This window comes from Streptantibioticus cattleyicolor NRRL 8057 = DSM 46488 (genome assembly GCF_000240165.1).
GTDB classification, from domain to species: domain Bacteria; phylum Actinomycetota; class Actinomycetes; order Streptomycetales; family Streptomycetaceae; genus Streptantibioticus; species Streptantibioticus cattleyicolor.
Map to the genome: position 1 here is coordinate 3,205,132 of NC_017586.1, position 22,646 is coordinate 3,227,777.

Below are 22,646 nucleotides of genomic sequence, written 5' to 3' on the forward strand. Positions count from 1 at the left end.
GCGCGAAGGGGCATCTACCTGCGGTTTTGCTTGGATTTCCTAGTAAGTGGCAAGAGGCTGGCAAGACCGCGGCACCGGGACAACCGCACGGTATCCCGATGTGCCCGAACGCGTAAGAGGGTTGGAGATCGAATTGTGCGCGCGGTCGCCCGGCACCCATTTCGATACCGGGCGGACGAAACGCCCCGATCCCGGCACGGAACGACACGTCGCAGCGCGTTGATCGTTTCGCGCGCCCCGGCGTACGCCTGGAGCGCACCCCGTATGAGCGACGCTGCGAATGCATCCGGTGACGCTGAGTGATCTACCATTCGCGGCGTGTCCCTTCGTAGTCCGGCGACCACGCGGCCCTCCGACCGTCTGCTCGGCACCCTGCTGCGCCGGTACGAGGGGGCGGGGACCCCGCTGTCGTGCGAACCGGTCGCCGAGGGGCTGCTCAACCGCGGCTACCGGGTGGCCACCACCCGCGGGCGCTTCTTCCTCAAGCACTACCTCGACAAGCACCACCTGGAAGAGGGCTACTGCGACACCTCGCACCCGGCCACCATCGCCCGCCAGCACCGCGCCACGCTGCGGCTGGTGGCGCTGGGGCTGCCGGTGGCCGCGCCGCTGACGGACGCCGACGGCCGCACGGTGGCGGTGGTGGACGGACGGCGGTACGCGCTCTACCCGTGGGTGGAGGGCCACCACCGGGCGGGTACCGAGCTGAGCGCCGCGCAGTGCGTCCGCCTCGGGGCGCTGCTCGGCCTGGTGCACACCGCGCTCGCCGAGGTGCTGCCCCGGTCCCGTCCGCCGTGCGTGGTGCGTCCGCGCAACGGGGGCGCGCGGGGCCCGGGGGGCGTGCCCTGCGTACGGCCGCACCCCAGCGCCCGCCCGCAGGACACCCACGCGCTCATCGGCGAGCTGCTGCGGCTGGTCCGGGCGCACCGGCCGCGCGACCGGTTCGACGAACTCGCCGAGTTCCGCCTGCTGGAACGGCGCGCCCTGCTGGAGCACCACGCGCACCGCCGCCCCGCCGACCCGGCCGTCCGGCTCACCGGCTGGGTGCACGGCGACTTCCACCCGCTGAACCTGCTCTACCGGGGCGCCGAACCCGCCGCCATCGTCGACTGGGACCGGCTCGGGGTGCAGCCCCGCGCCGAGGAGGCGGTCCGGGCCGCGGCCATCTTCTTCCTGCGCGGCGGCGACGGCTCGCTGGACCTGGCCAAGGTCCGCGCCTACGCCCGCGCCTACCGGCGGACCGCCGGGGTGGGCGGCGCCGAGCTGGCCGCCGCCGTCCACCGGGTGTGGTGGGAACGGCTCAACGACTTCTGGATGCTGCGCTGGCGCTACGAGCGGCACGACCACCGCGCCGACCCGCTCTTCCCCGCCACGGCCGGCCTGGCGGTGTGGTGGACCCGGGAGTACCAGGCGGTGCTGGCGGCGTTCACCGAGTGACACCGGTGCCCGGACGCTCCCGCTCCGGTGTCACCCGAAGCGGCCCCGCACCGCGCGGGTGACGGACGAAGGGGCACGCGGCCCGTCCGTCCGTCACGTGTCAGCCGTTGCTCCCGGCCAGCGTGCCCTGACCGGCGTTCCCCGCCGAGCTGCCGACGGTCGATCCCGCGTTGCCGGAACCGTTGGACGCCCCGCTGTTGCCCGCGGAGGAACCGGTGGACGTGCCGCTGTTGCCCGCGGAGGAACCGGTGGACGTGCCGCTGTTGCCCGCGGAGGAACCGGTGGTCGTCCCGCTGTTGCCCGCGGAGGAACCGGTGGACGTTCCCGTGTTGCTCGAACCGGTGGTGGTGCCGCCGTTGTGCTGGCCGCCGTCGGCCGGCGGGTTGGAGGGGCTGTTGCCGGAGGTGGGCGGCGGGGAGCTGGGCTCGCGGCTGTGGTGGCCGTTGCTCGGCGGCTGGTTGTTCCAGCTGCTGCCGCCCTCGTCGCCGCTGTTCTGGTCACCGGTGGTCGGCTGGTCGCCGGCCGAGTCGCTCGCGCTGGGCTCGGTGCTCGGCGAGGAGCTGGACGACACGCTCGGGGAGACGGAGGTCGCCGGCGCCTGCTCGTGCTTCTTGGGGTTGGCCGCGGACACCGCGAACCAGACGCCGAGCGTGATCGCCACCAGCGCGGCCAGCACCAGCAGCACGGTGTTGCGGCCCCGGTTGCTGCCGCCCCGGCCGCCGCGCGGACCGCCGTCGTGGTAACCGCCGTCGCCCTCGGCGCCGCCCGGCCCCAGCAGCGTCGGCGGACGCATCTGCGCGGTCTGGCCGGCCGCCGCGTGCGGCAGCGCCGTGGTGGCCGCGGCGGCGCCGGGCAGCACGGTGGTGGCCGCCTGGACGTCCACGTAACCGGTGTCCCAGTTGCCCGTCCAGCCGCCGCGCTCGCCCAGCATGCGCAGCGCGTAGTGGAGCACGCCGAGCATCTCCTCGGCGCTCTGGAAGCGGTCGTCCGGGTCCTTGGCCAGCGACCGCAGCACCAGCCCGTCCAGCTCCGGCGGCACCCGCCCGTTGACCTGCGACGGGACCTGCGGGTTGTCCTGGACGTGCTGGTAGACCACCGACAGCGGGGTCTCACCGGTGAACGGCGGGCGCAGCGTCAGCAGCTCGTACAGCAGGCAGCCGGTGGCGTACAGGTCGCTGCGGTGGTCGACGGTCTTGCCGAGCGCCTGCTCCGGGGAGAGGTACTGCGGGGTGCCCATCACCATGCCGGTCTGGGTCATGGTGTTGGAGGCGCCGTGCAGGGCGCGGGCGATGCCGAAGTCCATCACCTTGACGTTGCCCGCGTCGGTGATGATCACGTTGGCGGGCTTGATGTCGCGGTGCACGATGCCGTGCTGGTGGCTGTAGGCCAGCGCCTCCAGCACCCCGGAGACGATGACCAGCGCCTGGTCGACCGGGGGTGCCTCGGACTCCAGCAGCAGGTCGCGGATGGTGCGCCCCTCGCACAGCTCCATGACGATGTAGGGGACGACGTTGCCGCCGATCCGGTCCTCGCCGGAGTCGTAGACGGCGACCACCGCGTGGTGGTTGAGCCCGGCCACGGACTGCGCCTCACGCGTGAAGCGCTTCTTGGAGACCGGGTCCTCGGCGAGGTCGCTGCGGAGCAGCTTGACCGCCACGGTACGCCCGAGGCGCACGTCCTCGGCCGCGAAGACCTCGGCCATGCCACCGCGCCCGAGGCGCCTGGTGAGCCGGTAGCGCCCGTCGCCGATCACCGCGCCCACGCCCAGCAGTTCCACCGAGTCGTACGATCGGGCCCGGTGAGCCGAGGACTCCTCAGGGTCGCCGGAGCCCCGCGTCTGGTCCATCAGTCCTCGCCGTCGCTCATCGCCTCGTACAGGTGCCGGTCCCTGTGCCAGTTCCTCGGTACAGCCTCGCACCGGATTCAGGGGTGGTACGAAGATGCACGCTACCGCGTCTTCGGCCACGGCAGGGAAGCCGAGGACCGGACAACCCCGCCCGTAAGGCGCTCACCTGCGCAAACCAAGCGGCGCCCGGATGCGGACGGAAAGCGCCGCGAACACGATGGCGCCGGGCCGCGCGCCGGTGCTTCACAGTTCCGAAACGGTTTGCCGGTCATCCGGTGACGGAACGGTCATGCAACTTGACGGCGGTGCCCTGACCGGCAGACTTGGCGGGCAGGCTGAAGATCGGTGTCTTGTGCGCACGGTTCCGCGACGGTCCGGTGCGCCCGAGGGGAAGCGGTTACATGAGCGGGGACGCGCCGGGCGGCTTCTCGGGCGCTACGGTGGGCGGTGGCCGCTACCGGCTGCGCAGCCTGCTCGGCGAGGGCGGGATGGCCTCCGTCCACTACGGCTACGACACCGTGCTGGAACGCCCGGTGGCGGTGAAGACCCTCCACAGCGAGCTGGGCCGCGAGGCGTCCTTCCGGGAACGCTTCCGCCGCGAGGCGATGGCCGTCGCCCGGCTCAACCACACCAACATCGTCTCGGTCTACGACTCCGGCGAGGACGAGTTCGACGGGCGCTCGGTGCCGTTCATCGTCATGGAGCTGGTGGACGGCAAGCCGCTGCGCCAGGTGCTCGACGAGGACGTGGCGCGGTACGGCGCGATGCCGGCCGAGAAGGCGCTGAAGATCACCGGTGACGTGCTCGCCGCGCTCTCGGCCAGCCACGAGATGGGCCTGGTCCACCGGGACATCAAGCCCGGCAACGTGATGCTGACCAAGCGCGGCGTGGTCAAGGTCATGGACTTCGGCATCGCCCGCGCCCTCCAGTCGGGGGCGGCCTCGATGACCCAGACCGGGATGGTGGTGGGCACCCCGCAGTACCTGTCGCCGGAGCAGGCCCTCGGGCGCGGCGTGGACGCCCGCTCCGACCTGTACTCGGTCGGCTGCATGCTCTTCGAGCTGGTCACCGGGGGGCTGCCGTTCGACGGCGACTCCCCGCTGTCCATCGCCTACCAGCACGTGCAGGAGGAGCCGCCGGTCGCCTCGTCGGTCAACCGGTCGCTGCCGGCCGCGGTGGACGCGCTGATCTCCCGGGCGCTGCGGAAGAACCCGGACGAGCGCTTCCCCAGCGCGGACGCGATGCAGGAGGAGTGCGAGCGGATCGCGGCGGCGCTCAAGGGCGGGGCCACGCCGCTGGTGATATCCGAGGGCCCGCGGGCGCACCACGGCACCCCGACGCCCGCCGCCCCGTTCGCCGGATTCCCCCCGGCCACGCCGACCGTGCCGTCGGCCGAGGTGCCCGCCCCGGCGCCGTACCCGGCCCCGCCGGGAGGGTACGGCCATCCGCAGCCCGGCTACCCGCAACCCGCCCAGCCCGGACCCGGTTACCGGACGCCGCCGCCCGCCCCGGGTCCCGGGGGGTACCCGACCGCACCGGTGGCCGGTCCGCGGTCCGGTGCCGGGTCCGGTCCCCGGTCCAGGGGGCTCCGCCTGCCGCTGGTCCTCGTCGGCGCCGTGGTGATCATCGTCGCCGCCGCCGTGATCGCGGCCGTCTCCTTCCTCGTCCCCGGCAAGAAGGCCGTCGCCCAGGACCCGGTGCGCAGCGCCACGTCGTCGGCCGGCGGCGACGACCAGGTCAAGCAGGGCGACCCCAGCCGCACCATCGAACAGGCGCAGTGCGCCAACCCCACCAAGAGCTTCACCACACCGGGCAAAGTGATCATCCCGGACTTCAGCCACCTGTACATCGACTCGGTGCTGGAGTGCCTGGACGCCGGGCACTGGGCCTACACCCTGAAGTCCACCAACGAACACCTGTGGGGCAAGGGCGTGGTGATCGCCCAGTCGCCGCTGCCCAACACCGACTTCAACCCGGACGGCAAGATCACGCTGTGGGTCTCCACCGGCAGGTCGTCGCAGTAGCCGGCGGACGACGCGGAACGTGGAAGGGCCGCCACCCGTGACGGGTGGCGGCCCTTCGCGTCACCGCGATCGGCTCGGTTACAGGTACGGACCGCTGCGGACGGCACCGGGGTGCTCGACGCCGTCCTCCTCACGGCCACCGGCCATCCCGGCGGGCAGCGCGCGGCGCATCTGCTCCAGCTGGGCGCGGGCCGCCATCTGCTGGGCGAAGAGCGCGGTCTGGATGCCGTGGAAGAGCCCTTCCAGCCAGCCGACCAACTGGGCCTGGGCGATGCGCAGTTCGGCCTCGCTCGGCACGTTCTCCTCGGTGAACGGCAAGGAGAGCCGCTCCAGCTCCTCGACCAGCTCGGGGGCGAGCCCCTGCTCCAGCTCCTTGACCGAGCTGGCGTGGATCTCCTTCAGGCGCACCCGGCTCGCCTCGTCCAGAGGTGCCGCGCGCACTTCTTCGAGCAGCTGCTTGATCATGCTGCCGATGCGCATGACCTTGGCGGGCTGCTCGACCATCTCGGTTACCGGCAGCTCCCGGGCCTCGCCGTCCTCGCCGCCGTTCCGGCTGCCGCCGCCAAGGGCCATTCCGTCCGGGCCGACGACCAGGACGTGCGGGCTCTCGGCTTGCGACCGTTCGTTCATCGGCATCTCCATGCGGCCATTGTCTCGTACACCTGACTCATCAAGGGTGTGCCCCGGGCAACCGGTGATCCACCCTCCGGTACGCCGGTGGACGCCCCCGCGCGCGAGCCCCGCGCGCCCCGCGCGGAGGCCGCCGGGAGCGGGACGGGTCAGGGGCGGCGCAACCGCAGGGCCATGGCGCCGATGCCCAGGCCGAGCAGGGCGAGCCCGGTGCCGAAGGGCAGCAGGCTGACCGGACGGCGCCGGGGCAGGGCCGCCTCCGCCCGCCCCTCGGCGGTGGCCGTCCCGGACTCGGGCGCCGCCGTACGCGGCTCGGCCGCCCCGCCCCCGGGGACGGGCTCGCGGGGGCGGGGCGGGGCGGTGGGGCCGGGGAGGGCGGGCTGCGGTTCCGCCGGGGCCGGCCGGACCACCCGGCCTTCCAGGGCGTCCGCGCCGGGGCCGCCGGGGGCGCCGTGCTCCCGGGCCGGACGGTGGTGGCGCCCGGTCACCGCGGCGGGGTCGTGCGGCTGCCGGCCGGTCCGGGCGGCCCCGTCGGCCGGAGGCTCCCGCCGCTGGTGGGGGCGGTGCGGAACGAGGTCGTCGTCAGGCGCCCGCTGCTCCCGGTCCGGCGCGTCGTACCGGGGGTCGTACCGGCCGTCGTCCGGATCGGCGCCGGGGTCGACGTCCGGGAGGATGACCGGGTCCTGGTCGGGGTCGGTGGGCGGATCGTCGACGGCCCCGGCGGCGTGGTGGTGGGGCATCCGTGGCGTGGCGGGGCGCGCGGGACGCCCCGGACGCGCCAGGTGCCGCGCGTGCTCCGGCCGCACCGCCGGCACGGCCGCCGCCAGCAACTCCGCCTCGTCCGCCCCGCGCCCGGGGTGGCTGCGCCCCTCCCCGGCCCGGTTCCCGGCGAGCCCGGCGTAGCCGCCGGTCAGGGCGCGGTCGGTGTGCTCGCGGTGGGCGGCGCGGGAGCCGTGCGTCCGGGGCGCCGCGAAGGCGCGTCCCGGAACCGGCTCCGGGGTCCGCTCCGGCACCGCCGCCCAGCTGCGCGGGGCCGGCCACGCCGTCACGGCCAGGGTGAGCAGCACCCCGATGACCGCGGCCAGCAGCCCGAGGTACCCGGCGGCGAGCCCGCCCCGGCAGGACCGGCACGGCCCCCGGAAGCGACACGAGCAACGCGTTCCGGACGCGGTCGCTGTCGTCCTCACGGCCACCACCACCGCCTTCCCGGGGGACGGGTCGTCCTGTGCCACGTGTGCTGGCAGCGTCACACGTGGTGACGGAGCCGGCATCCGGGAAGCGGCGTTCGGGGGAGGGGGAGGAGGCGGGGGGCGGCGAGGGTCAGCGGTCAGCGGGTCAGCGGTCAGCGGGCCAGCGGGTCAGGACGACCTTGCCGACGTGGTCACTGGCCTCCACCACCCGGTGGGCGTCGGCCGCCCGCGGCAACGGCAGGGTGCGGTCGACGACCGGCCGCACCCGGCCCTCCTCCACCAGCGGCCACACGTGCTCGCGTACGGCGGCCACGATCGCCGCCTTCTCCGCCAGCGGACGGCCGCGCAGCGAGGTGGCGGCGATCGCGGCGCGCTTGGCGAGCAGCTTGCCGAGGTCGAGTTCGGCCTTGCTGCCGCCCTGGAGGCCGATGACGGCCAGGCGGCCGTTGACGGCGAGCGCGTCGACGTTGGCGGCCAGGTACTTCGCCCCGATGATGTCGAAGATCACGTCGGCTCCGGCGCCGTCGGTGGCCTCGCGGATCTCGGCGACGAAGTCCTGTTCGCGGTAGTTGATCAGGATGTCGGCGCCGAGTTCGCGGCAGCGTTCCAGCTTGTCGGCGCTGCCCGCGGTGACCGCGACCCGGGCGCCGACCGCCTTGGCGAGCTGGATGGCCATCGTTCCGATGCCGCTGGCGCCGCCGTGCACCAGCAGGGTCTCGTCCGGACGCAGGTGGGCCACCATGAACACGTTGGACCAGATGGTGCAGACCACCTCCGGCAGCGCGGCGGCCCGCGTCAGGTCCACCCCGCGCGGCACCGGCAGCAACTGGCCGGCCGGGACGGCGACCTGCTCGGCGTAACCGCCGCCGGCCAGCAGCGCGCACACCTCGTCGCCCACGGCCCACCCCGACACGCCCTCGCCGAGCCGGGTGATCCGTCCCGCGCACTCCAGCCCCGGGTACTCGGGGGCGCCCGGCGGGGGCGGGTAGAAGCCCTGGCGTTGCAGGAGATCGGCCCGGTTGACGGCGCTGGCGGCCACCTCGACCACCACTTCGCCCGGACCGGGTACGGGGTCGGGCACCTCGGCCCAGACCAACGCGTCGGGACCGCCGAACTCGGGAATCGTGATCGCGTACATGTGCGCGAGGCTACTCCGGGCCGACGCGGGGCGCGGGGCGGCCACCGCTCACCAGCCCAGCCGCAGCACCTCCACCACCGCCCCGGCCGCCGCCCCGCCCGGCGGGATCACCGCCATCCCGTCCGCCGCGGCGAGACCGCGCAGCATGGCGGGCCCGTGGAACCCCAACGGCCTTGCCGTTCCGGCATGTTCGGGCACCGAGGCGACCGGCACCAGCCGGGTGTCGGTACGGTGGCCGGGAACCTCCTCGGCCAGACGCGCGGTGTGCTCGGGGTGCGGGTGGGCCGGCCGGCCGGCGAGGGCGCGCAGCACGGGTACGAGCAGCGTGACGACCCCGGCCACCGCCGCCAGCGGGTTGCCGGGCAGGCCGACCAGCGGACGCCCGTCCGGCAGCAGCGCCAGCAGCATCGGGTGGCCCGGACGCACCGCGACCCCGTCGACCAGCAGCCGGGCGCCGATCCGGCGCAGCACCGGGTGGACGAAGTCGACCGGCCCGGCGGCGGTACCTCCGGTGGTGACCACGACGTCGGCGGTGCTGCCGGTCACGGCGCGCCGGAGCGCCTCCGCGTCGTCGCCGACGGTACGCACCTGCCGTACCCCGGCGCCGAGCGCCGCGAGCCAGGGCGGCAGCAACGGCCCGAGCGCGTCCCGCACCCGGCCGTCCCGTGGCGGACCGGAGCGCAGCAACTCGTCCCCGAGCACGAGCACGTCCGCCTCCGGCCGGGGTACCACCGCCACCTCGTCGTACCCGGCGGCGGCGGCCAGCCCCGCGATCGCCGGGGTCACCATGCGGCCCGCGGCCATCAGGAGGTCACCGGCCCGGCACTCCTGGCCGCGCGGCCGGATGTCCTGGCCGGGACGGGGCGGCCGGCCGGCGTGCAGCGTCCCGCCGTCGGCGTCCGGCTCGACGCGGCCGTCCTCCCGGCGGACCACGGCGGTGGCCCCCTCGGGTACGGCGGCCCCGGTCGCGATCCGTACCGCCTCCCCCTCGCCCAACGCCCCGGCGGCCCGCTGCCCCGCCAGCACCTGCCCCCGCACCCGCCACGGCCCCGCCCCGGCCACCGCCCACCCGTCCATCGCCGAGGTGTCGAACGCCGGCAGATCGGTCCGCGCCGTCAACTCCCGCGCCAACACCCTCCCCACCGCCTCCCCCAACCCAACCCCCCGCCCCGCCAACACCCCGACCGCCCCGGAAGCCACCCGCCGAGCCTCCGGGAAGGGCAGTGCGCTTCCGTGATGCGGGGTGTCCGCTCCGCGGGGCGGCGCGGGTGACGGAGGGGGTGGGGCGGGGGCGACCGGGGTGGCGTCGGGGCGTACCGGGGCGGCGGGGCCCGCCGGGGCCGCCGGGGGGACGTCGGACGACGCCGGGACGGTCGGGACGCGGTCGGACGCTGCCGGAACGGCCGGTGCCACCGGGGGGTCGGGGCGGGGGTTCACGACCGGCGCCCGGTGCGACGAGTGGCCTCCGGCGCGGCGTGGGGTGGGAGGTTGGGGGTGTCGGAATCGGCAGCGGTGCGGGAGAACGCTTCGGCGGAGGAATCCGTAGAGCCCGAATCAGCCCCGGCACCGGAGTCCACCCCAGCCGAGGAATCCGTGGACCCTGAATCGGCCCCGGCACGGGAGATCACCTCAGCAGACGGACCCGTGGACCCCTCATCCGTCCCCGCACGGGAAGCCGGTCCGCCCGGCGATTCCGGCGCCGCCGCACTCGCACCGGTGCCGGAGAAAGCCTCAGCCGGCGATCCCGGGGAATCCGCGCCCGCCCCGGCGCAGGAGACCACCCCAGCCGAGCGATCCGCGGCGCCCGAATCCGCCCCGGCACCGGAGACCACCTCAGCCGAGGGATCCGTGGAGCCCGAATCGGCCCCGGCATCGGTAGCGGCCTTGGCCGAGGGGGCCGTTCTCGGGGTGGGGGGCTCGGTGGGCCAGTGGTGGGCGAGGGCGGTGGCCTTGCGGAGCGCTTCCGCCACCGCGTCGGGGCCGCCGCCGGCGTGGGCCGCGGCGTAGCCGACGAGGAAGGTGGTCAGCGGGGCGGCGGGGCGGGCGACCTGGTGGGCCGCGTCGCGGGCGAGGTCGAGCAGGGCGGCGGTGTCGACGTCCAGGTCGATCCCGAGTTCCGTCTTGGCCGCGGCGATCCATTCATCCAACACGCGTCCATGCTCCCTGATCCCCGTCCGGGCGACCGCCAGGTCCTCCCAGGTGTCGCAGTCGAACGAGGCCCGGCCGGGCGCGGCGATCCGCCGGAGCGTCAACCGGGCGGTGAGCCGCCGCAGCGGGAGCCCGGCGAGTCCGTGGCCGCCGTCCGCGGCCAGGGCGGCGAGGGCGCGGCGCAGCGGGGCGGTGCGGTAGACGGCGGTCAGTGGCTGGTCGCGGCCGTGCGGATCGGTGAGGAGCACGCCGTCGGGGGCGCCGGGGCCGTCCAGCGCGGAGCGCAGCGCGCGCAGCGTGGCGCGGGTCAGGAACGGCAGGTCGGCGGCGAGGAGCGCGACGGTGCCGGCGGTGGCTCGGGCCAGTCCGGCGGCGAGCGCGGGGAGCGGTCCGCCGCCGGGCGGGTCCTCGCGCACCACGACGACCGGGCGCGCGGTGCGGCGCGGCGGACCCACCACCACCGTGGTGGCCGCGTCCGCGCACGCGTCCAGCACCCGGTCGAGCAGCGTCACACCGCCGACCCGCAGCCCCGGCTTGTCGGCCCCGCCGAGCCGCCGCGCCGCGCCGCCGGCCAGCACGACGGCGTCGTACCCGCCCCCGGGGTCGTCACAGCTCGCCATGGCGCGAGTATGCCGTGCTCGCCCCGGGCCGTGCGCCCCCGGGGCGCCAGGACCTACACCCCGCGCAACAGCACCGCCGGCTGCTCGACGCAGTCGGCCACGTACCGCAGGAAGCCGCCCGCCGTCCCGCCGTCGCAGACCCGGTGGTCGAAGGTGAACGACAGCTGGACGACCTGCCGGACCGCCAACTCCCCTTGGTGGACCCAGGGTTTGGGGGATATCCGGCCGACGCCGAGCATCGCGGCCTCGGGGTGGTTGATGATCGGGGTGGAGCCGTCGACGCCGAAGACGCCGTAGTTGTTGAGGGTGAAGGTGCCTGCCGTGAGTTCGGCGGGGGTGAGGGTGCCGGCGCGGGCGGCCTCGGTGAGGCGGGCGATCTCGGCCGCGAGCGCTTCGGTGGTGCGGGCGTGGGCGTCGCGCACCACGGGGACGACCAGGCCGCGTTCGGTCTGGGCGGCGAAGCCGAGGTGGACCGCTTCCAGCCGCACGATCTCGTTGCGCCCGGTGTCGACGGTGGCGTTCAGCTCGGGGTACCGGGCGAGGGCGGCCACGCAGATCCGGGCGAGCAGCGCGAGCACCGACACCTTCTCCGCGCCCGGCACCGCGTTCATGGCCGAGCGGGCGGCGAGGAGCGCGGTGGCGTCGGCGTCCACCCAGCAGGTGGCGTCGGGGATCTCCCGGCGGCTGCGGGCGAGCTTCTCGGCGACCGCGCCGCGTACCCCGCGCAACGGGACCCGGGTGGCCGCGGCCTCGCAGGCACCGCCCGGCACGGGGGCCGGACGGACCGGCGCCTCGGCCGCCGCCGCGACGGCCCGTTCCACGTCGGCGCGGAGTATCAGCCCGTCGGGCCCGCTGCCGCGCAGCGCGCGCAGATCGAGGCCGTGCTCCTTGGCGAGCCTGCGGACCAGCGGCGAGATCACCGGAACGGGACCTTCCGCCCCGGCGGCCTCCTTCGGCGCGGACCGCACCACGTCGTCCACCGCCGGAGTCCGAACAGGCGCCGACGGCACAGGAGCCGCCGCCTGTCCGCCCGCCGGCGTCCTCACCCGCCGCCGCCTCGGCGCCGGCGCCCCGGTGCCGTACCCCACCAGCACGTTGCCGGAACCGCCCGGCTCCGACGACCCGGCCGGGGTCTCGTCCGGCGCCGGGGCGTCCGCGGCACCGGACCCCGCCGGTTCGCCGACGGCCACGGTGACCAGGGCCCGGCCGACCGGCACCTCCTCGCCCGGTTCGCCGAACCGGGCGGTGACCACGCCCGCGTACGGGCACGGCACCTCGACCATGGCCTTGGCGGTCTCCACCTCGACCACCGGCTGGTCGACGGCGACCACGTCCCCGACGGCGACGAGCCACCGGACGATCTCCGCCTCGGTGAGCCCCTCCCCCAGGTCGGGCAGGGTGAACTCCTTGACCACGGCCATCAGTCGGCCTCCCATTGCAGCCGCGCGACGGCGTCCAGGACGCGGTCGACCCCGGGCAGGTGGTGCCGCTCCAGCATGGGCGGCGGATAGGGGATGTCGAAGCCGGCCACCCGCAGCACCGGCGCCTGGAGGTGGTGGAAGCAGCGTTCGGTGATCCGGGCGGCGATCTCCGCGCCGGCCCCGCCGAAGCCGCTGGACTCGTGGACCACGACGGCCCGGCCGGTGGCCCGTACCGCGGCGCACACGGTCTCGTCGTCGAACGGCACCAGGGTGCGCAGGTCGACCACGCCGAGGTCCCAGCCCTCCTGCCGGGCGGCCTCGGCGGCCTGGAGGCACACCGGGAGCGACGGGCCGTAGGTGATCAGCGTCGCGGAGCGGCCGGGGCGCCGGACCACGGCCCGGCCCAGCGGCGGCACCGCCTCGGGCTCCTCGGCCGACCAGTCGGCCTTCGACCAGTAGAGCCGCTTGGGCTCCAGGAAGACCACCGGGTCGTCGGAGGCGATCGCGGCCCGCAGCAGCCCGTAGGCGTCGGCCACGGTGGCCGGGGTGACCACCTGCAACCCGGGGGTGTGCAGGTAGTACGCCTCGGAGGAGTCGCTGTGGTGCTCGACGCCGCCTATGCCGCCGCCGTAGGGGATCCGTACGGTGATCGGCAGCGGCAGCGTGCCCCGGGTGCGGTTGCGCATCCGCGCCACATGGCTGATCAGCTGCTCCAGCGCGGGGTAGGCGAAGGCGTCGAACTGCATCTCCACCACCGGCCGCAGCCCGTACATCGCCATGCCCACGGCGGTGCCCAGGATGCCCGCCTCGGCGAGCGGGGTGTCGGTGACCCGGGCGTCGCCGAACTCGGCCGCCAGGCCGTCGGTGACCCGGAAGACGCCGCCGAGGGTGCCGACGTCCTCCCCGAGGACGTGCACGGCGGGGTCGTCGGCGAGCGCGTCCCGCAGCGCGCGGCGCAACGCCTGGGCCATGGTGGCGGGTTTGCGGCCGGCGGCGGGGGCGGTGGGGGACGCGGTGGCGGTGGTCATCGGCGCGCCCCCGTCCCGGTGGCCGGGCCGGCCTCCGCCTCCGCCGCCAGCTCCGCTCCCAACAGGGCCTGCTGCTCGCGCAGTTGGGGGGTGGGTTCGGCGAAGACGTGCCGGAAGAGGTCCATCGGGTCGAGCTCCGGGTCGGCGTTCATCCGCTCGCGCAGGTCGGCGGCCATCGCCTCGGCGGCCTCCTCGGCGGCGCGTACCCGGGCCTCGTCGTACCGGCCGCGCTCGCGCAACTCCCGTTCCAGCAGCACCAGCGGGTCGTGCGCGCGCCAGGTCTCGACCTCGTCGGCGTCCCGGTAGCGGGTGGCGTCGTCGGCGTTGGTGTGGGCGTCGACGCGGTAGGTGACCGCCTCTATCAGCGTCGGGCCGCCGCCGGACCGGGCGCGTTCGACGGCCTCGGAGAGCACCGTCAGGACGGCCGGCGCGTCGTTGCCGTCCACCAGCCGGCCGGGCATGCCGTAGCCGACCGCCTTGTGGGCGAGGGAGGGGGCGGCGCTCTGCTTCTCCAGCGGGACGGAGATGGCGAAGCCGTTGTTCTGCACGAGGAAGACGACCGGGGCCTGCCAGACGGCGGCGAAGTTGAGCGCCTCGTGGAAGTCGCCCTCACTGGTGCCGCCGTCGCCGACGAGGGCCAGCGCCACCGTGTCGTCACCCTTGAGACGGGCGGCGTGGGCCAGGCCGACGGCGTGCGGGAGCTGGGTGGCGAGCGGGGTGGACAGCGGGGCGATGCGGTGTTCGCGCACGTCGTAGCCGTGGTGCCAGTCGCCGCGCAGCAGGGTGAGCGCCTGCGCCGGGTCGACGCCCCGGGCGACGACGGCCAGGGTGTCGCGGTAGCTGGGGAAGAGCCAGTCCTGCGGGCGCAGGGCGAGCGCCGCCGCGATCTGGCACGCCTCCTGGCCGGTGCTGGACGGGTAGACGGCGAGCCGGCCCTGCTGGGTCAGGGCGGTGGCCTGGCGGTTGTAGCGACGGCCGCGGAGCAGCTCGGCGTGGAGCCGGTGCAGCAGTTCCGGATCGAGGTCGCGGGCGGCGGGGGTGCCCAGCAGCCGGTAGGGCTCGGGGTCGGGCAGCAGTGACGCGGGGTCGACCCGGGGGTGCCACTGGGGCGGCGGAGTACGGCGGGGCTGCTCCAGGACGGTCATCGCGCACCTCCTCGTGGGCGGTGTCCACGCACCCGCGGATGGCGAGTGCCTCGCAGCGGCGAGCGGAGGTCCCGCTCACTCACCTACCGATTGTTCGGTCGATGACGGCATTTTGGCCACAGTCGGGTTCAGGCTGTGGACAAACGGTTCTCCACAGCCTGTCATGGAGGCAGTACGTCCATGGTAGGGAGGCCCGGGGGGATGGCGACTGAACATATGGCCGAGCCTGACCTGCCCGTTCGTCCGCTGGACGCCATCGACCGGGCCATCCTGCGGCTGCTCCAGGAGGACGGCCGGGCCTCGATACGGTCCGTGGCCGACCGGGTGCACATATCCCGCGCCAACGCCTACGCGCGGATCAACCGGCTCATCGACGACGGCGTGATCCGCGGTTTCACCGCCCGCGTCGACCACGAAAGAGCAGGTCAGTCTGCGTCCGCCTACATCACGCTGAAGATCGTCCAGAACTCCTGGCGCACGGTTCGGGACAAACTCCTCACTCTTCCGGGTGTTTCTCACATCGCGTTGGTGAGCGGCGACTTCGACGTGCTGCTCCTTGTCCACACGGCCGACAACCGCAGCCTGCGCGAACTGGTGCTCACCCGGATCCAGTCCATGGAGGAGGTGCTGAGCAGCCGGACGCTGCTGGTGTTCGAGGAGACCGACCGCGCGCTCCAGGAATGAGCCCGCGCAGGACGCCCGCCGGGGACGGGAGCGGGCCGCTCCCCCGTCCCCGGTGACGCCGCTACGACGTCCGCAGCCCGTCGAAGGCCAGCCGCACCACGGTGTCGGAGACCTCCGCGCCGGCGGCCGGGGCGCCGGCGTCCGGCCGGTACCACTCCACGATCGAGTTGATCATGCCGAAGAGCAGCCGGGTGGCGAGCCGCACGTCCACGTCCGCGCGCAGGTCGCCCTCGTCGACCGCGGCCCTGAGCAGCTCGGAGACCTGGTGGTCGAACTCCCGGCGGCGTTCGAGCGCCCACCGCTCGGTGCGGGTGTTGCCGCGCACCCGCAGCAGCAGGGTGACGTACGGCAGCTCGGCCATGAGCACGTCGGCGGTGCGGTGGACGACGTGCTCCAGCCGTTCGACGGCCCGGCCGCGACGGGCCCCGGGCTCGTCCAGGATGGCGAAGAGCCGGTCGAGCGCGCGGCCCACGGCGCGTTCGAGCAGTTCCTCCTTGCCGCGCACGTGGTGGTAGATCGACGACTTGGAGATCCCGGCGGCGCGCGACAGGTGCTCCATGGACGTGCCGTCGTATCCACGCTGGTTGAACACCTCGACGGCGACCGCCAGCAGGGTCTCGGGGGTGTACGTGTCGCGCTTGGCCATGGTCATGATTAGAACAGCTCTCCGCGGGCCGCCGTGACGTTTCCTCCCGGGTCGGCGGCCCCGGCCAGCGCCGGGCAGGGGGCGTAACGGCCGGTGGGGTACGCCGCGTGCAGGTTGCGCAGCACGGTGCGGACGTAGCCGGCGCCCAGCCGCCGTCCCCATTCGACCGGCCCCAGCGGGTAGTTGACGCCCAGTCGCATCGCGGTGTCCACGTCCGCCGCGCTCGCCACGCCCCGCCCGACCGCGTCGGCGGCGAAGTCCACCAGCATCGCCACGGTGCGGGCCACCACCATGCCGGGGACGTCGGCGACCACGGTGACCTCCTTGCCGAGCGCCTGGAAGAGCCCGACGGCCGCGCGTACCGCCGGTTCGGGCGCGGTGGCGGAGGGGGCCAGGGCGATCCGGGTGGCGGTGCGGTAGTCGAGGGCGAGGTCGAAGTGGATGACGGCGTTCCGCGTGCCGTCCGCCGCCGCGTCCGGGTCCGGGGTGGCCCGGGAGCCGTCGGTGAGGGCGAGCCGGGTGCCGTCGGGCAGGACGAGGTGGCCGCGGCCGGAACCGGAACCTCCGCCGGGCCGGGTGACGGTCACCCCGGCCGCCTCGATCAGCTCCGGCAGGACGGCCGCCGGGCCGAGGTCGCCGTGGACGGTGACGGAACGCGGCGCCTCGCACGGCGGCGCGGCCGGAACCGGCGCGGGCTCGGCCCCCTCCTCGTAGCGGTACCAGCCCCGCCCCGACTTGCGGCCGTGCAGCCCGGCCTCGACCAGCCGCCGCTGGGCCAGGGACGGGGTGAACTTCGGGTCGTGGAAGAACGCCTCCCACACCGAACGGGTGACCGCCTCGTTGACGTCCTGGCCGATCAGATCGGTGAGTTCGAACGGGCCCATCCGGAATCCGCCGCTGGCACGCAGCACCGCGTCGATCACGGCCGGCTCCGCGGCCCCCTCCTCGTACACCCGGAACGCCTCGGCGTAGAAGGGGCGGGCGACGCGGTTGACGACGAACCCGGGGGTGTCGGTGCACCGCACCGGGGTCTTGCCCCAGGCCGTGGCGAGAGCGTGGGCCTGGTCGGCGACGGCGGGGTCGGTGGCGTACCCGGAGACGATCTCGACCAGCGGCAGCAGCGGCGCGGGGTTGAAGAAGTGCATGCCGACGAAGCGGCCGGGCCGCCGCAGCGCGCCCGCGATCGCGGTGACGGAGAGGGAGGAGGTGTTGGTGGCCAGGACGCAGTCGTCGGCCACGATCTCCTCCAGCTCGGCGAAGAACCGCCGCTTGACCTCCAGCCGTTCGGCGATCGCCTCGATCACCAGGCCGGCTCCGGCCAGTTCGGCGAGGCCGGTGGCGGGAACGGTGGCGGCGCGCGCGGCGTCCCGGGCCCGCGGCGTCATCCGCCCCTTGGCCACCAGCCGGTCCAGCCGCGCCCCGATCGCCTCGGCCGCCTGCTCGGCCCGCCCGGCGACGGCGTCGTGCAGCACCACCCGGTGTCCGGCCACCAGCGCGACCTGGGCGATCCCCTGTCCCATGGTGCCGGTCCCGACGACGGCGACGGTACGGGGGTGGGGGGTGGCCGTTTCCGTGGCCGCTTCCGTGTCCGCCGGGGCGGGGGCGTCCGCGGACTCGTTCGCGGGCTCGTTCGCGGCCGGGAGGCCGGGGGTTCCGTTCGTCGGCGGGTGACCGCCGGTGCCGGTCCCGGTGGTCCGTGCGCTTGCTGCGTCCATCTCGCCCACTTCCCTTTCCTGTCGTGCCCTGGACCGGGCCGTCGCGCGGGGCTCGTCCCGGTGGCCGCGCCCGGTTGCGGCGGGCCGGTGGCCGGCGGAAGTTATCCACAGGCCGGATCTCCCTCTTGCCCCGACCGACCATTCGGTCAAGACTGGTTCCGCGACACCATATTGCCCGTCCCCGCTCGACGAGGAGTGGCCCAGCATGGCCGCAGACGTTTCCGCCGCGGAGCTTTCCGCCGCCCAGTTGACCCAACGGCACCGCGCGACGCTGGACCAGGCGCTCCAGGCGATCCGCACGCGTGAGTACTGGTCCCCGCACCCGGAGAACCCCAAGGCGTACGGCGACTCCGGCACCGGTCAGGGTCCCGCCGAGGGCAAGGCCGCCTTCGACGCGCTGTGCGGCACCGAGTTCGGCCTCGACCAGCCCGGTACGGACGGCCGGGTCGGCGACGAGGTCTCCCCGTACGGCGTGGAGCTGCGGATCAGCTACCCCCACCCCGACCCGGACGTGCTGATCCCGGCGATGCGCGCGGCCATACCGGCGTGGCGGGACGCCGGGCCCGAGACCCGGGCGCTGGTCTGCATGGAGATCCTGGCCCGGATCAACGCCCGGTCGCACGAGTTCGCGCACGCCGTGATGCACACCACCGGCCAGGCGTTCACCATGGCCTTCCAGGCCGGCGGCCCGCACGCGCAGGACCGCGGGCTGGAGGCGGTGGCCTACGCCTACGAGGAGCAGACCCGCGTCCCGGCCGGGGCGCACTGGGTCAAGCCGCAGGGCAAGCGCGACCCGGTCCGGCTGCGCACCACGTTCACCGCGGTGCCGCGTGGTGTCGCGCTGCTGATCGGCTGCAACACCTTCCCCACCTGGAACGGCTTCCCGGGCCTGTTCGCCTCGCTGGCCACCGGTAACCCGGTGCTGGTCAAGCCGCATCCGCGGGCGGTGCTGCCGCTGGCGCTCACCGTGCGGACGGCCCGCGAGGTGCTGGCCGAGGCCGGGTTCGACCCCAACCTGGTGTGCCTGGCCGCCGAGCGGCCCGGTGAGGGGCTCGCCAAGTCGCTCGCGGTCCGCCCGGAGATCCGGATCATCGACTACACCGGCTCCACCGCCTTCGGCGACTGGCTGGAGGCCAACGCCCGCCAGGCGCTGGTCTACACCGAGAAGGCCGGCGTCAACACGGTGATCATCGACTCCACCGACGACTACCGCGGCATGCTGGCCAACCTCTCCTTCACGCTCTCGCTGTACAGCGGCCAGATGTGCACCACGACGCAGAACCTGCTGATACCGCGGGACGGCATCACCACCGACGCCGGCCACAAGTCCTACGACGAGGTGGTGGCCGACCTCGCGGCGGCGTTGCAGGGTCTGCTCGGCGACGACCAGCGGGCCTGCGCGCTGCTCGGCGCCCTGGTCAACCCGCAGGTGCGGGAGCGGCTGGAGGCGGCGCCGTCGCTGGGCGAGGTGGCCCTGTCCTCGCGGGCCGTGGCCCACCCGGAGTTCCCGGACGCGGTGGTGCGCACCCCGGTGCTGATCTCCCTCGACGGTGCCAAGCCGGACGCCGAGGCGGCGTACCTGTCCGAGTGCTTCGGCCCGGTGTCCTTCGCGGTGGCCGTCGACTCGACGGCGGACGCGATCGCGCTGCTGCGCCGCACCATCCGCGACAAGGGCGTGATGACGGTGGGCGCGTACACCACCTCGGCGGAGGTGGAGCGGGCGGTGGAGGAGGTCTGCCTGGAGGAGTCGGCCAACCTGTCGCTCAACCTGACCGGCGGGGTCTACGTCAACCAGACGGCCGCGTTCGCCGACTTCCACGGCACCGGCGGCAACCCGGCGGCCAACGCCTCGCTGTGCGACGGCGCCTTCGTGGCGGGCCGGTTCCGCACGGTGGAGGTGCGCCGGCCGGAGTGAGGCGGATCCGGTCCCGTCCGGCGTCCGGTCCGGCCGGGCGGGGCCGCCGCGCTCAGATCCGCGCGTACCGCTGGATCCAGGCGTGCATGGCGATCGCCGCCGCCGCGCCCGCGTTGATCGAACGGGTCGAGCCGAACTGGGCGATCGAGCAGACCATGGCGGCGTGCTTGCGCGCCTCCTCGGTCAGCCCCGGGCCCTCCTGGCCGAACAGGAGCATGCAGCGCCGCGGCAGGACGGTGGTCTCCAGCGGGACGGCCCCGGGCAGGTTGTCGATCCCGACGATGGGCACGTCCTGCCCGGCCGCCCATTCGGCCAGCGACAGCACGTCCTCGTGGTGGCGCAGGTGCTGGTAGCGGTCGGTGACCATGGCACCGCGCCGGTTCCAGCGGCGACGGCCGACGATGTGCACCTCCTTGGCCGCGAAGGCGTTGGCGGTGCGCACCACGGAACCGATGTTGAAGTCGTGGCTCCAGTTCTCCACGGCGACGTGGAAGTCGTGGCGGCGGGTGTCGAGGTCGGCGACGATCGCCTCCCGCGTCCAGTACCGGTACCTGTCGACGACGTTGCGGCGGTCGCCCGCGGCCAGCAGGGCGGGGTCGTAGCGGGGATCGTCCGGCCAGGGCTCCGGGTGGGGGCCGACCCCGACCTGCGGCCCGAACCCGTCGTCGTACTGCGCCGGCAGCTCGGCGGCCGTCCGGTCCTCGGTGGTGCTCACCCCACGAGGGTAGAGGGTCGCCCCGGCAGCGGGTCGGGGCGGCGCTTCACCCGCAGCAGCCGGCCGGCCCGGTCGGCGACCCAGCGCAGGAAGCCGGTGGGCAGGAAGACGGCGTCGGCCGCGATCATCGCCAGCGAGAAGAAGGGGAGCCCCAGCACCACGGCGATCGCGGCGTGCTCGCACATCATCAGCACGAGCAGCACGTTCTTCACGGTGCGGTTGAAGAGCGTGAAGGGGAAGGCCACCTGCACGATCACGGTGCCGTAGGAGATCAGCATGATCATCAGGCCGCTGGTGGAGAGCAGGTGGGACAGGCCGGGCCAGGGGGTGAAGTCGTGCAGCCACAGCGGGTAGTACACCGCGGTGCCGTCCTCCCACCGCGACCCCTGGATCTTGTACCAGCCGGCCGTGGAGTAGATCAGGCAGACCTCGACCACGACGACGAGCATCGCCCCGGCGTGCACCAGGTTGGCGATCATGTCCAGTACGGTGCGCGGCTCGCCGGGGGCGTAACGGCGTACCAGCCACCACACGGCGGGCAGCAGCTGGGCGGTCCACAGGAGCACCGCCCACCCGGTGTCCAGCAGGCCGAGCGCGCTGACGGTCGCCAGGGCGGCGGCCGTCAGGAGCCACAGCGCGATCCCGGTCCGGTCGCGGTCGTCGGTGGTACCGGCCGCCGCGAGCCGCCGGGCGCGCCGGGCGTCCAGCGACCACACCCGGCCGCAGCGGGTGAAGACCAGGTAGATCGACATGATGTGCACCACGTTGTCGCCGCCGTCACCCATGAACACGCTGCGGTTCTGGAGCGACAGGACGCCGATCATGAAGAGCACGGAGGCGGTACGGGTGCGCCAGCCGAGCAGCAGCATCACGCTCGCGGCGATCGCGCCGTGGTAGACGATCTGGAACCAGACGCCGCTGCTGGACCACATCAGCGCGGTGAAGGCGTCGTTGGTGCCGATCAGGGTGTGCGCCAGGTCCCAGCCCCACGGGCTGTGCGGGCCGTACAGCTCGGCGCGGTGCGGCCACTCGCGCAGCAGGAAGACCAGCCAGGTGAAGGTGAAGCCGATGCGTATCACGGCGGACTGGTAGGGGGCGACCACGGCGCCGGTGACCTTGGCCAGCCCGGTGGTGACGGCCCGGTCCGCTGCGCGCCGCAGGCCGGTGAAGGGCGACGGTACGGGGGCGTCGGCCGCCGTCCGGCCGGGGGCTGCCGCGGTGGCGGACGCGGGGACGGATCCGGCGCCGTCCGGGCGTTCGGCGGTGGCGGGCTGTCGGGTCACTTGAAGTCCTCGTCGGTCACGGCCCACCAGGGCGCTACGTGGTAGGTGGTGCTGGTGTCCACGCGCTCGGTGCTCCACGGGGGCGCCGGCACGTTGCTGACGGCGGAGCGCACCTGGACGCGGTGGACGGCGCCGCCGTTGAGGCGGGGGCCGAACCGGTGGGCCACGATCCGCCGGACGTAGGCGGTGGACAGGTCGCCGCGTACGCCGACCGGCCGGCCCTGGTTGTCGTGCGAGTCGGTGAAGAACATCCACGCCCGCCGCAGTTCGTTCTGGGCGGTGTGGCTGGGCAGCGGGTCGTGCCGGATCCGCGCGAGGTCCATCGCCGTCAGGTCGACCCAGCCGGTGGTGCGCACGGTGCCGTCCGGCAGCCACACCTCGGCGCGCGCCTGGATGTCGGTGTTCTGCTGCACCGGGTTGGGCGCGAAGAGCTTCCAGTTCTGTTCGAACTCGGGGTAGATGTAGCCGTTGACCTGGGCGGCGTGCGTCTGCGAGACGGTGTTCGCCGGGGCGATGTGCAGGAAGACCATCGCGCAGTGCACCGCGGCGCCGACCACCACGGCCGCCACGGCGAGCGCGAGGACGATCCGCGAGCCGATGGAGAGCCCGGCTATGGCGCCGGCCCCGTCGTCGGGGGCCGCCTCGCCGGAGGGCGCCTGGTCGGGTGCCGTCCCGTCGTCGGGGGACGCGTCGCCCGCGGGGTCGTCCTGGCCGCTGCCGTCGGCCGGCCGGCCGTCGTCGGAGGCGTGGGGAGCCGGTTCGCCGACGGCTCCGGCGCGGCCGGGGGCGTCCTGGGGAACGGGTCCGGCCGGGGGGTTCCCCGTACCGCCGCCCGGGCCCGCCTTCGCCGCGCTGTCCTCCGCCGCCCTGTCCTCGGGTGGCTCCATGTCGTTCCCCGTCTCCTCGCCTGCGCCGTACGCACCGGAACGGTACTCATGCCGCCGTCCGCAGGACAGCCGTAGCGGGTTCTTCCCGAGTTATCCACAGGCCCGGGAATCCGCCTTGACACCCGCGCCGAGGCGACCGACGATTGAACCGAACGGTCGGTCGGGAGCAGGGAG

At 74.5% G+C, this 22,646-nt stretch carries 17 protein-coding genes and 1 pseudogene; 4 read left to right on the forward strand and 14 right to left on the reverse strand.

What is annotated here, in order from left to right; translation table 11 throughout:
* Nucleotides 1-318: 318 nt before the first annotated feature.
* Complete coding sequence (locus SCATT_RS14315) at nt 319-1,437, forward strand: phosphotransferase (RefSeq protein ID WP_014143786.1); 1,119 nt, start codon at nt 319-321, stop codon at nt 1,435-1,437.
* A 100-nt stretch (nt 1,438-1,537) separates the two neighbouring features.
* On the opposite strand, the gene SCATT_RS14320 is transcribed toward SCATT_RS14315, so the two are convergent.
* On the reverse strand, nt 1,538-3,283 hold the full coding sequence (locus tag SCATT_RS14320) for a protein kinase domain-containing protein (protein WP_014143787.1): 1,746 nt from the start codon (nt 3,281-3,283) through the stop codon (nt 1,538-1,540).
* Nucleotides 3,284-3,684: 401 nt separating this feature from the next.
* Between SCATT_RS14320 and SCATT_RS14325 the strand changes: the two genes are divergently transcribed.
* Complete coding sequence (locus SCATT_RS14325; protein WP_014143788.1) at nt 3,685-5,307, forward strand: protein kinase domain-containing protein; 1,623 nt, start codon at nt 3,685-3,687, stop codon at nt 5,305-5,307.
* A 78-nt stretch (nt 5,308-5,385) separates the two neighbouring features.
* Here SCATT_RS14325 and SCATT_RS14330 read toward each other — a convergent pair whose 3' ends face one another.
* From SCATT_RS14330 to pdhA, 8 genes and pseudogenes are all read right to left on the reverse strand, one after another.
* Nucleotides 5,386-5,949, reverse strand: a complete 564-nt coding sequence (locus tag SCATT_RS14330) for a bacterial proteasome activator family protein (protein ID WP_014143789.1) — start codon at nt 5,947-5,949, stop codon at nt 5,386-5,388.
* A gap of 137 nt (nt 5,950-6,086) precedes the next feature.
* Entirely contained in the window at nt 6,087-7,124 is a 1,038-nt protein-coding gene (locus tag SCATT_RS40335; RefSeq protein WP_157894832.1) for a hypothetical protein, read from the reverse strand.
* A gap of 148 nt (nt 7,125-7,272) precedes the next feature.
* The gene (locus tag SCATT_RS14340; protein WP_014143791.1) at nt 7,273-8,265 is read right to left on the reverse strand and encodes an NAD(P)H-quinone oxidoreductase; all 993 of its coding nucleotides are present in this window, start codon (nt 8,263-8,265) and stop codon (nt 7,273-7,275) included.
* 48 nt (nt 8,266-8,313) lie between these two features.
* On the reverse strand, nt 8,314-9,702 hold the full coding sequence (locus SCATT_RS14345) for a molybdopterin molybdotransferase MoeA (RefSeq protein WP_407696614.1): 1,389 nt from the start codon (nt 9,700-9,702) through the stop codon (nt 8,314-8,316).
* Between the two features lie 398 nt (nt 9,703-10,100).
* Nucleotides 10,101-11,033 (reverse strand): annotated as a pseudogene (locus tag SCATT_RS14350) (NTP transferase domain-containing protein); the annotation flags it as partial.
* 53 nt (nt 11,034-11,086) lie between these two features.
* Nucleotides 11,087-12,454, reverse strand: coding sequence for a dihydrolipoamide acetyltransferase family protein (locus SCATT_RS14355; RefSeq protein ID WP_014143794.1), 1,368 nt, complete (start codon nt 12,452-12,454; stop codon nt 11,087-11,089).
* A complete protein-coding gene (locus SCATT_RS14360; protein ID WP_014143795.1) occupies nt 12,454-13,482 on the reverse strand; it encodes an alpha-ketoacid dehydrogenase subunit beta in 1,029 nt (342 codons plus the stop codon). The genes SCATT_RS14355 and SCATT_RS14360 overlap by 1 nt, the downstream gene beginning before the upstream one ends.
* Nucleotides 13,479-14,627: a pyruvate dehydrogenase (acetyl-transferring) E1 component subunit alpha gene (gene pdhA / locus SCATT_RS14365; protein ID WP_014143796.1), complete on the reverse strand. Its 1,149-nt coding sequence runs from the start codon at nt 14,625-14,627 to the stop codon at nt 13,479-13,481. The genes SCATT_RS14360 and pdhA overlap by 4 nt, the downstream gene beginning before the upstream one ends.
* A 201-nt stretch (nt 14,628-14,828) precedes the next feature.
* On the opposite strand from pdhA, the gene SCATT_RS14370 reads away from it, so the two are divergent.
* Nucleotides 14,829-15,311 (forward strand): Lrp/AsnC family transcriptional regulator, encoded by a 483-nt coding sequence (locus SCATT_RS14370; RefSeq protein ID WP_014628085.1) that lies wholly within the window; start codon nt 14,829-14,831, stop codon nt 15,309-15,311.
* A 61-nt stretch (nt 15,312-15,372) separates the two neighbouring features.
* Here SCATT_RS14370 and SCATT_RS14375 read toward each other — a convergent pair whose 3' ends face one another.
* Together SCATT_RS14375 and SCATT_RS14380 are read right to left on the reverse strand one after the other, a co-directional pair.
* The gene (locus tag SCATT_RS14375; protein WP_014143798.1) at nt 15,373-15,963 is read right to left on the reverse strand and encodes a TetR/AcrR family transcriptional regulator; all 591 of its coding nucleotides are present in this window, start codon (nt 15,961-15,963) and stop codon (nt 15,373-15,375) included.
* A 2-nt stretch (nt 15,964-15,965) separates the two neighbouring features.
* Entirely contained in the window at nt 15,966-17,672 is a 1,707-nt protein-coding gene (locus SCATT_RS14380; RefSeq protein ID WP_014143799.1) for a 3-hydroxyacyl-CoA dehydrogenase, read from the reverse strand.
* A gap of 205 nt (nt 17,673-17,877) precedes the next feature.
* Here SCATT_RS14380 and paaN point away from each other — a divergent pair, with 205 nt between their 5' ends.
* On the forward strand, nt 17,878-19,587 hold the full coding sequence (gene paaN / locus SCATT_RS14385; protein WP_014143800.1) for a phenylacetic acid degradation protein PaaN: 1,710 nt from the start codon (nt 17,878-17,880) through the stop codon (nt 19,585-19,587).
* A gap of 52 nt (nt 19,588-19,639) precedes the next feature.
* Here paaN and SCATT_RS14390 read toward each other — a convergent pair whose 3' ends face one another.
* The 3 genes from SCATT_RS14390 to SCATT_RS14400 are packed head-to-tail and all read right to left on the reverse strand — an operon-like array spanning nt 19,640 to nt 22,472.
* On the reverse strand, nt 19,640-20,302 hold the full coding sequence (locus tag SCATT_RS14390; RefSeq protein ID WP_014143801.1) for a TrmH family RNA methyltransferase: 663 nt from the start codon (nt 20,300-20,302) through the stop codon (nt 19,640-19,642).
* Complete coding sequence (locus tag SCATT_RS14395; protein WP_014143802.1) at nt 20,299-21,585, reverse strand: HTTM domain-containing protein; 1,287 nt, start codon at nt 21,583-21,585, stop codon at nt 20,299-20,301. Before SCATT_RS14395 ends, SCATT_RS14390 begins: the two co-directional genes overlap by 4 nt.
* Entirely contained in the window at nt 21,582-22,472 is an 891-nt protein-coding gene (locus SCATT_RS14400) for a DUF5819 family protein (protein ID WP_014143803.1), read from the reverse strand. The genes SCATT_RS14395 and SCATT_RS14400 overlap by 4 nt, the downstream gene beginning before the upstream one ends.
* Nucleotides 22,473-22,646: the final 174 nt, after the last annotated feature.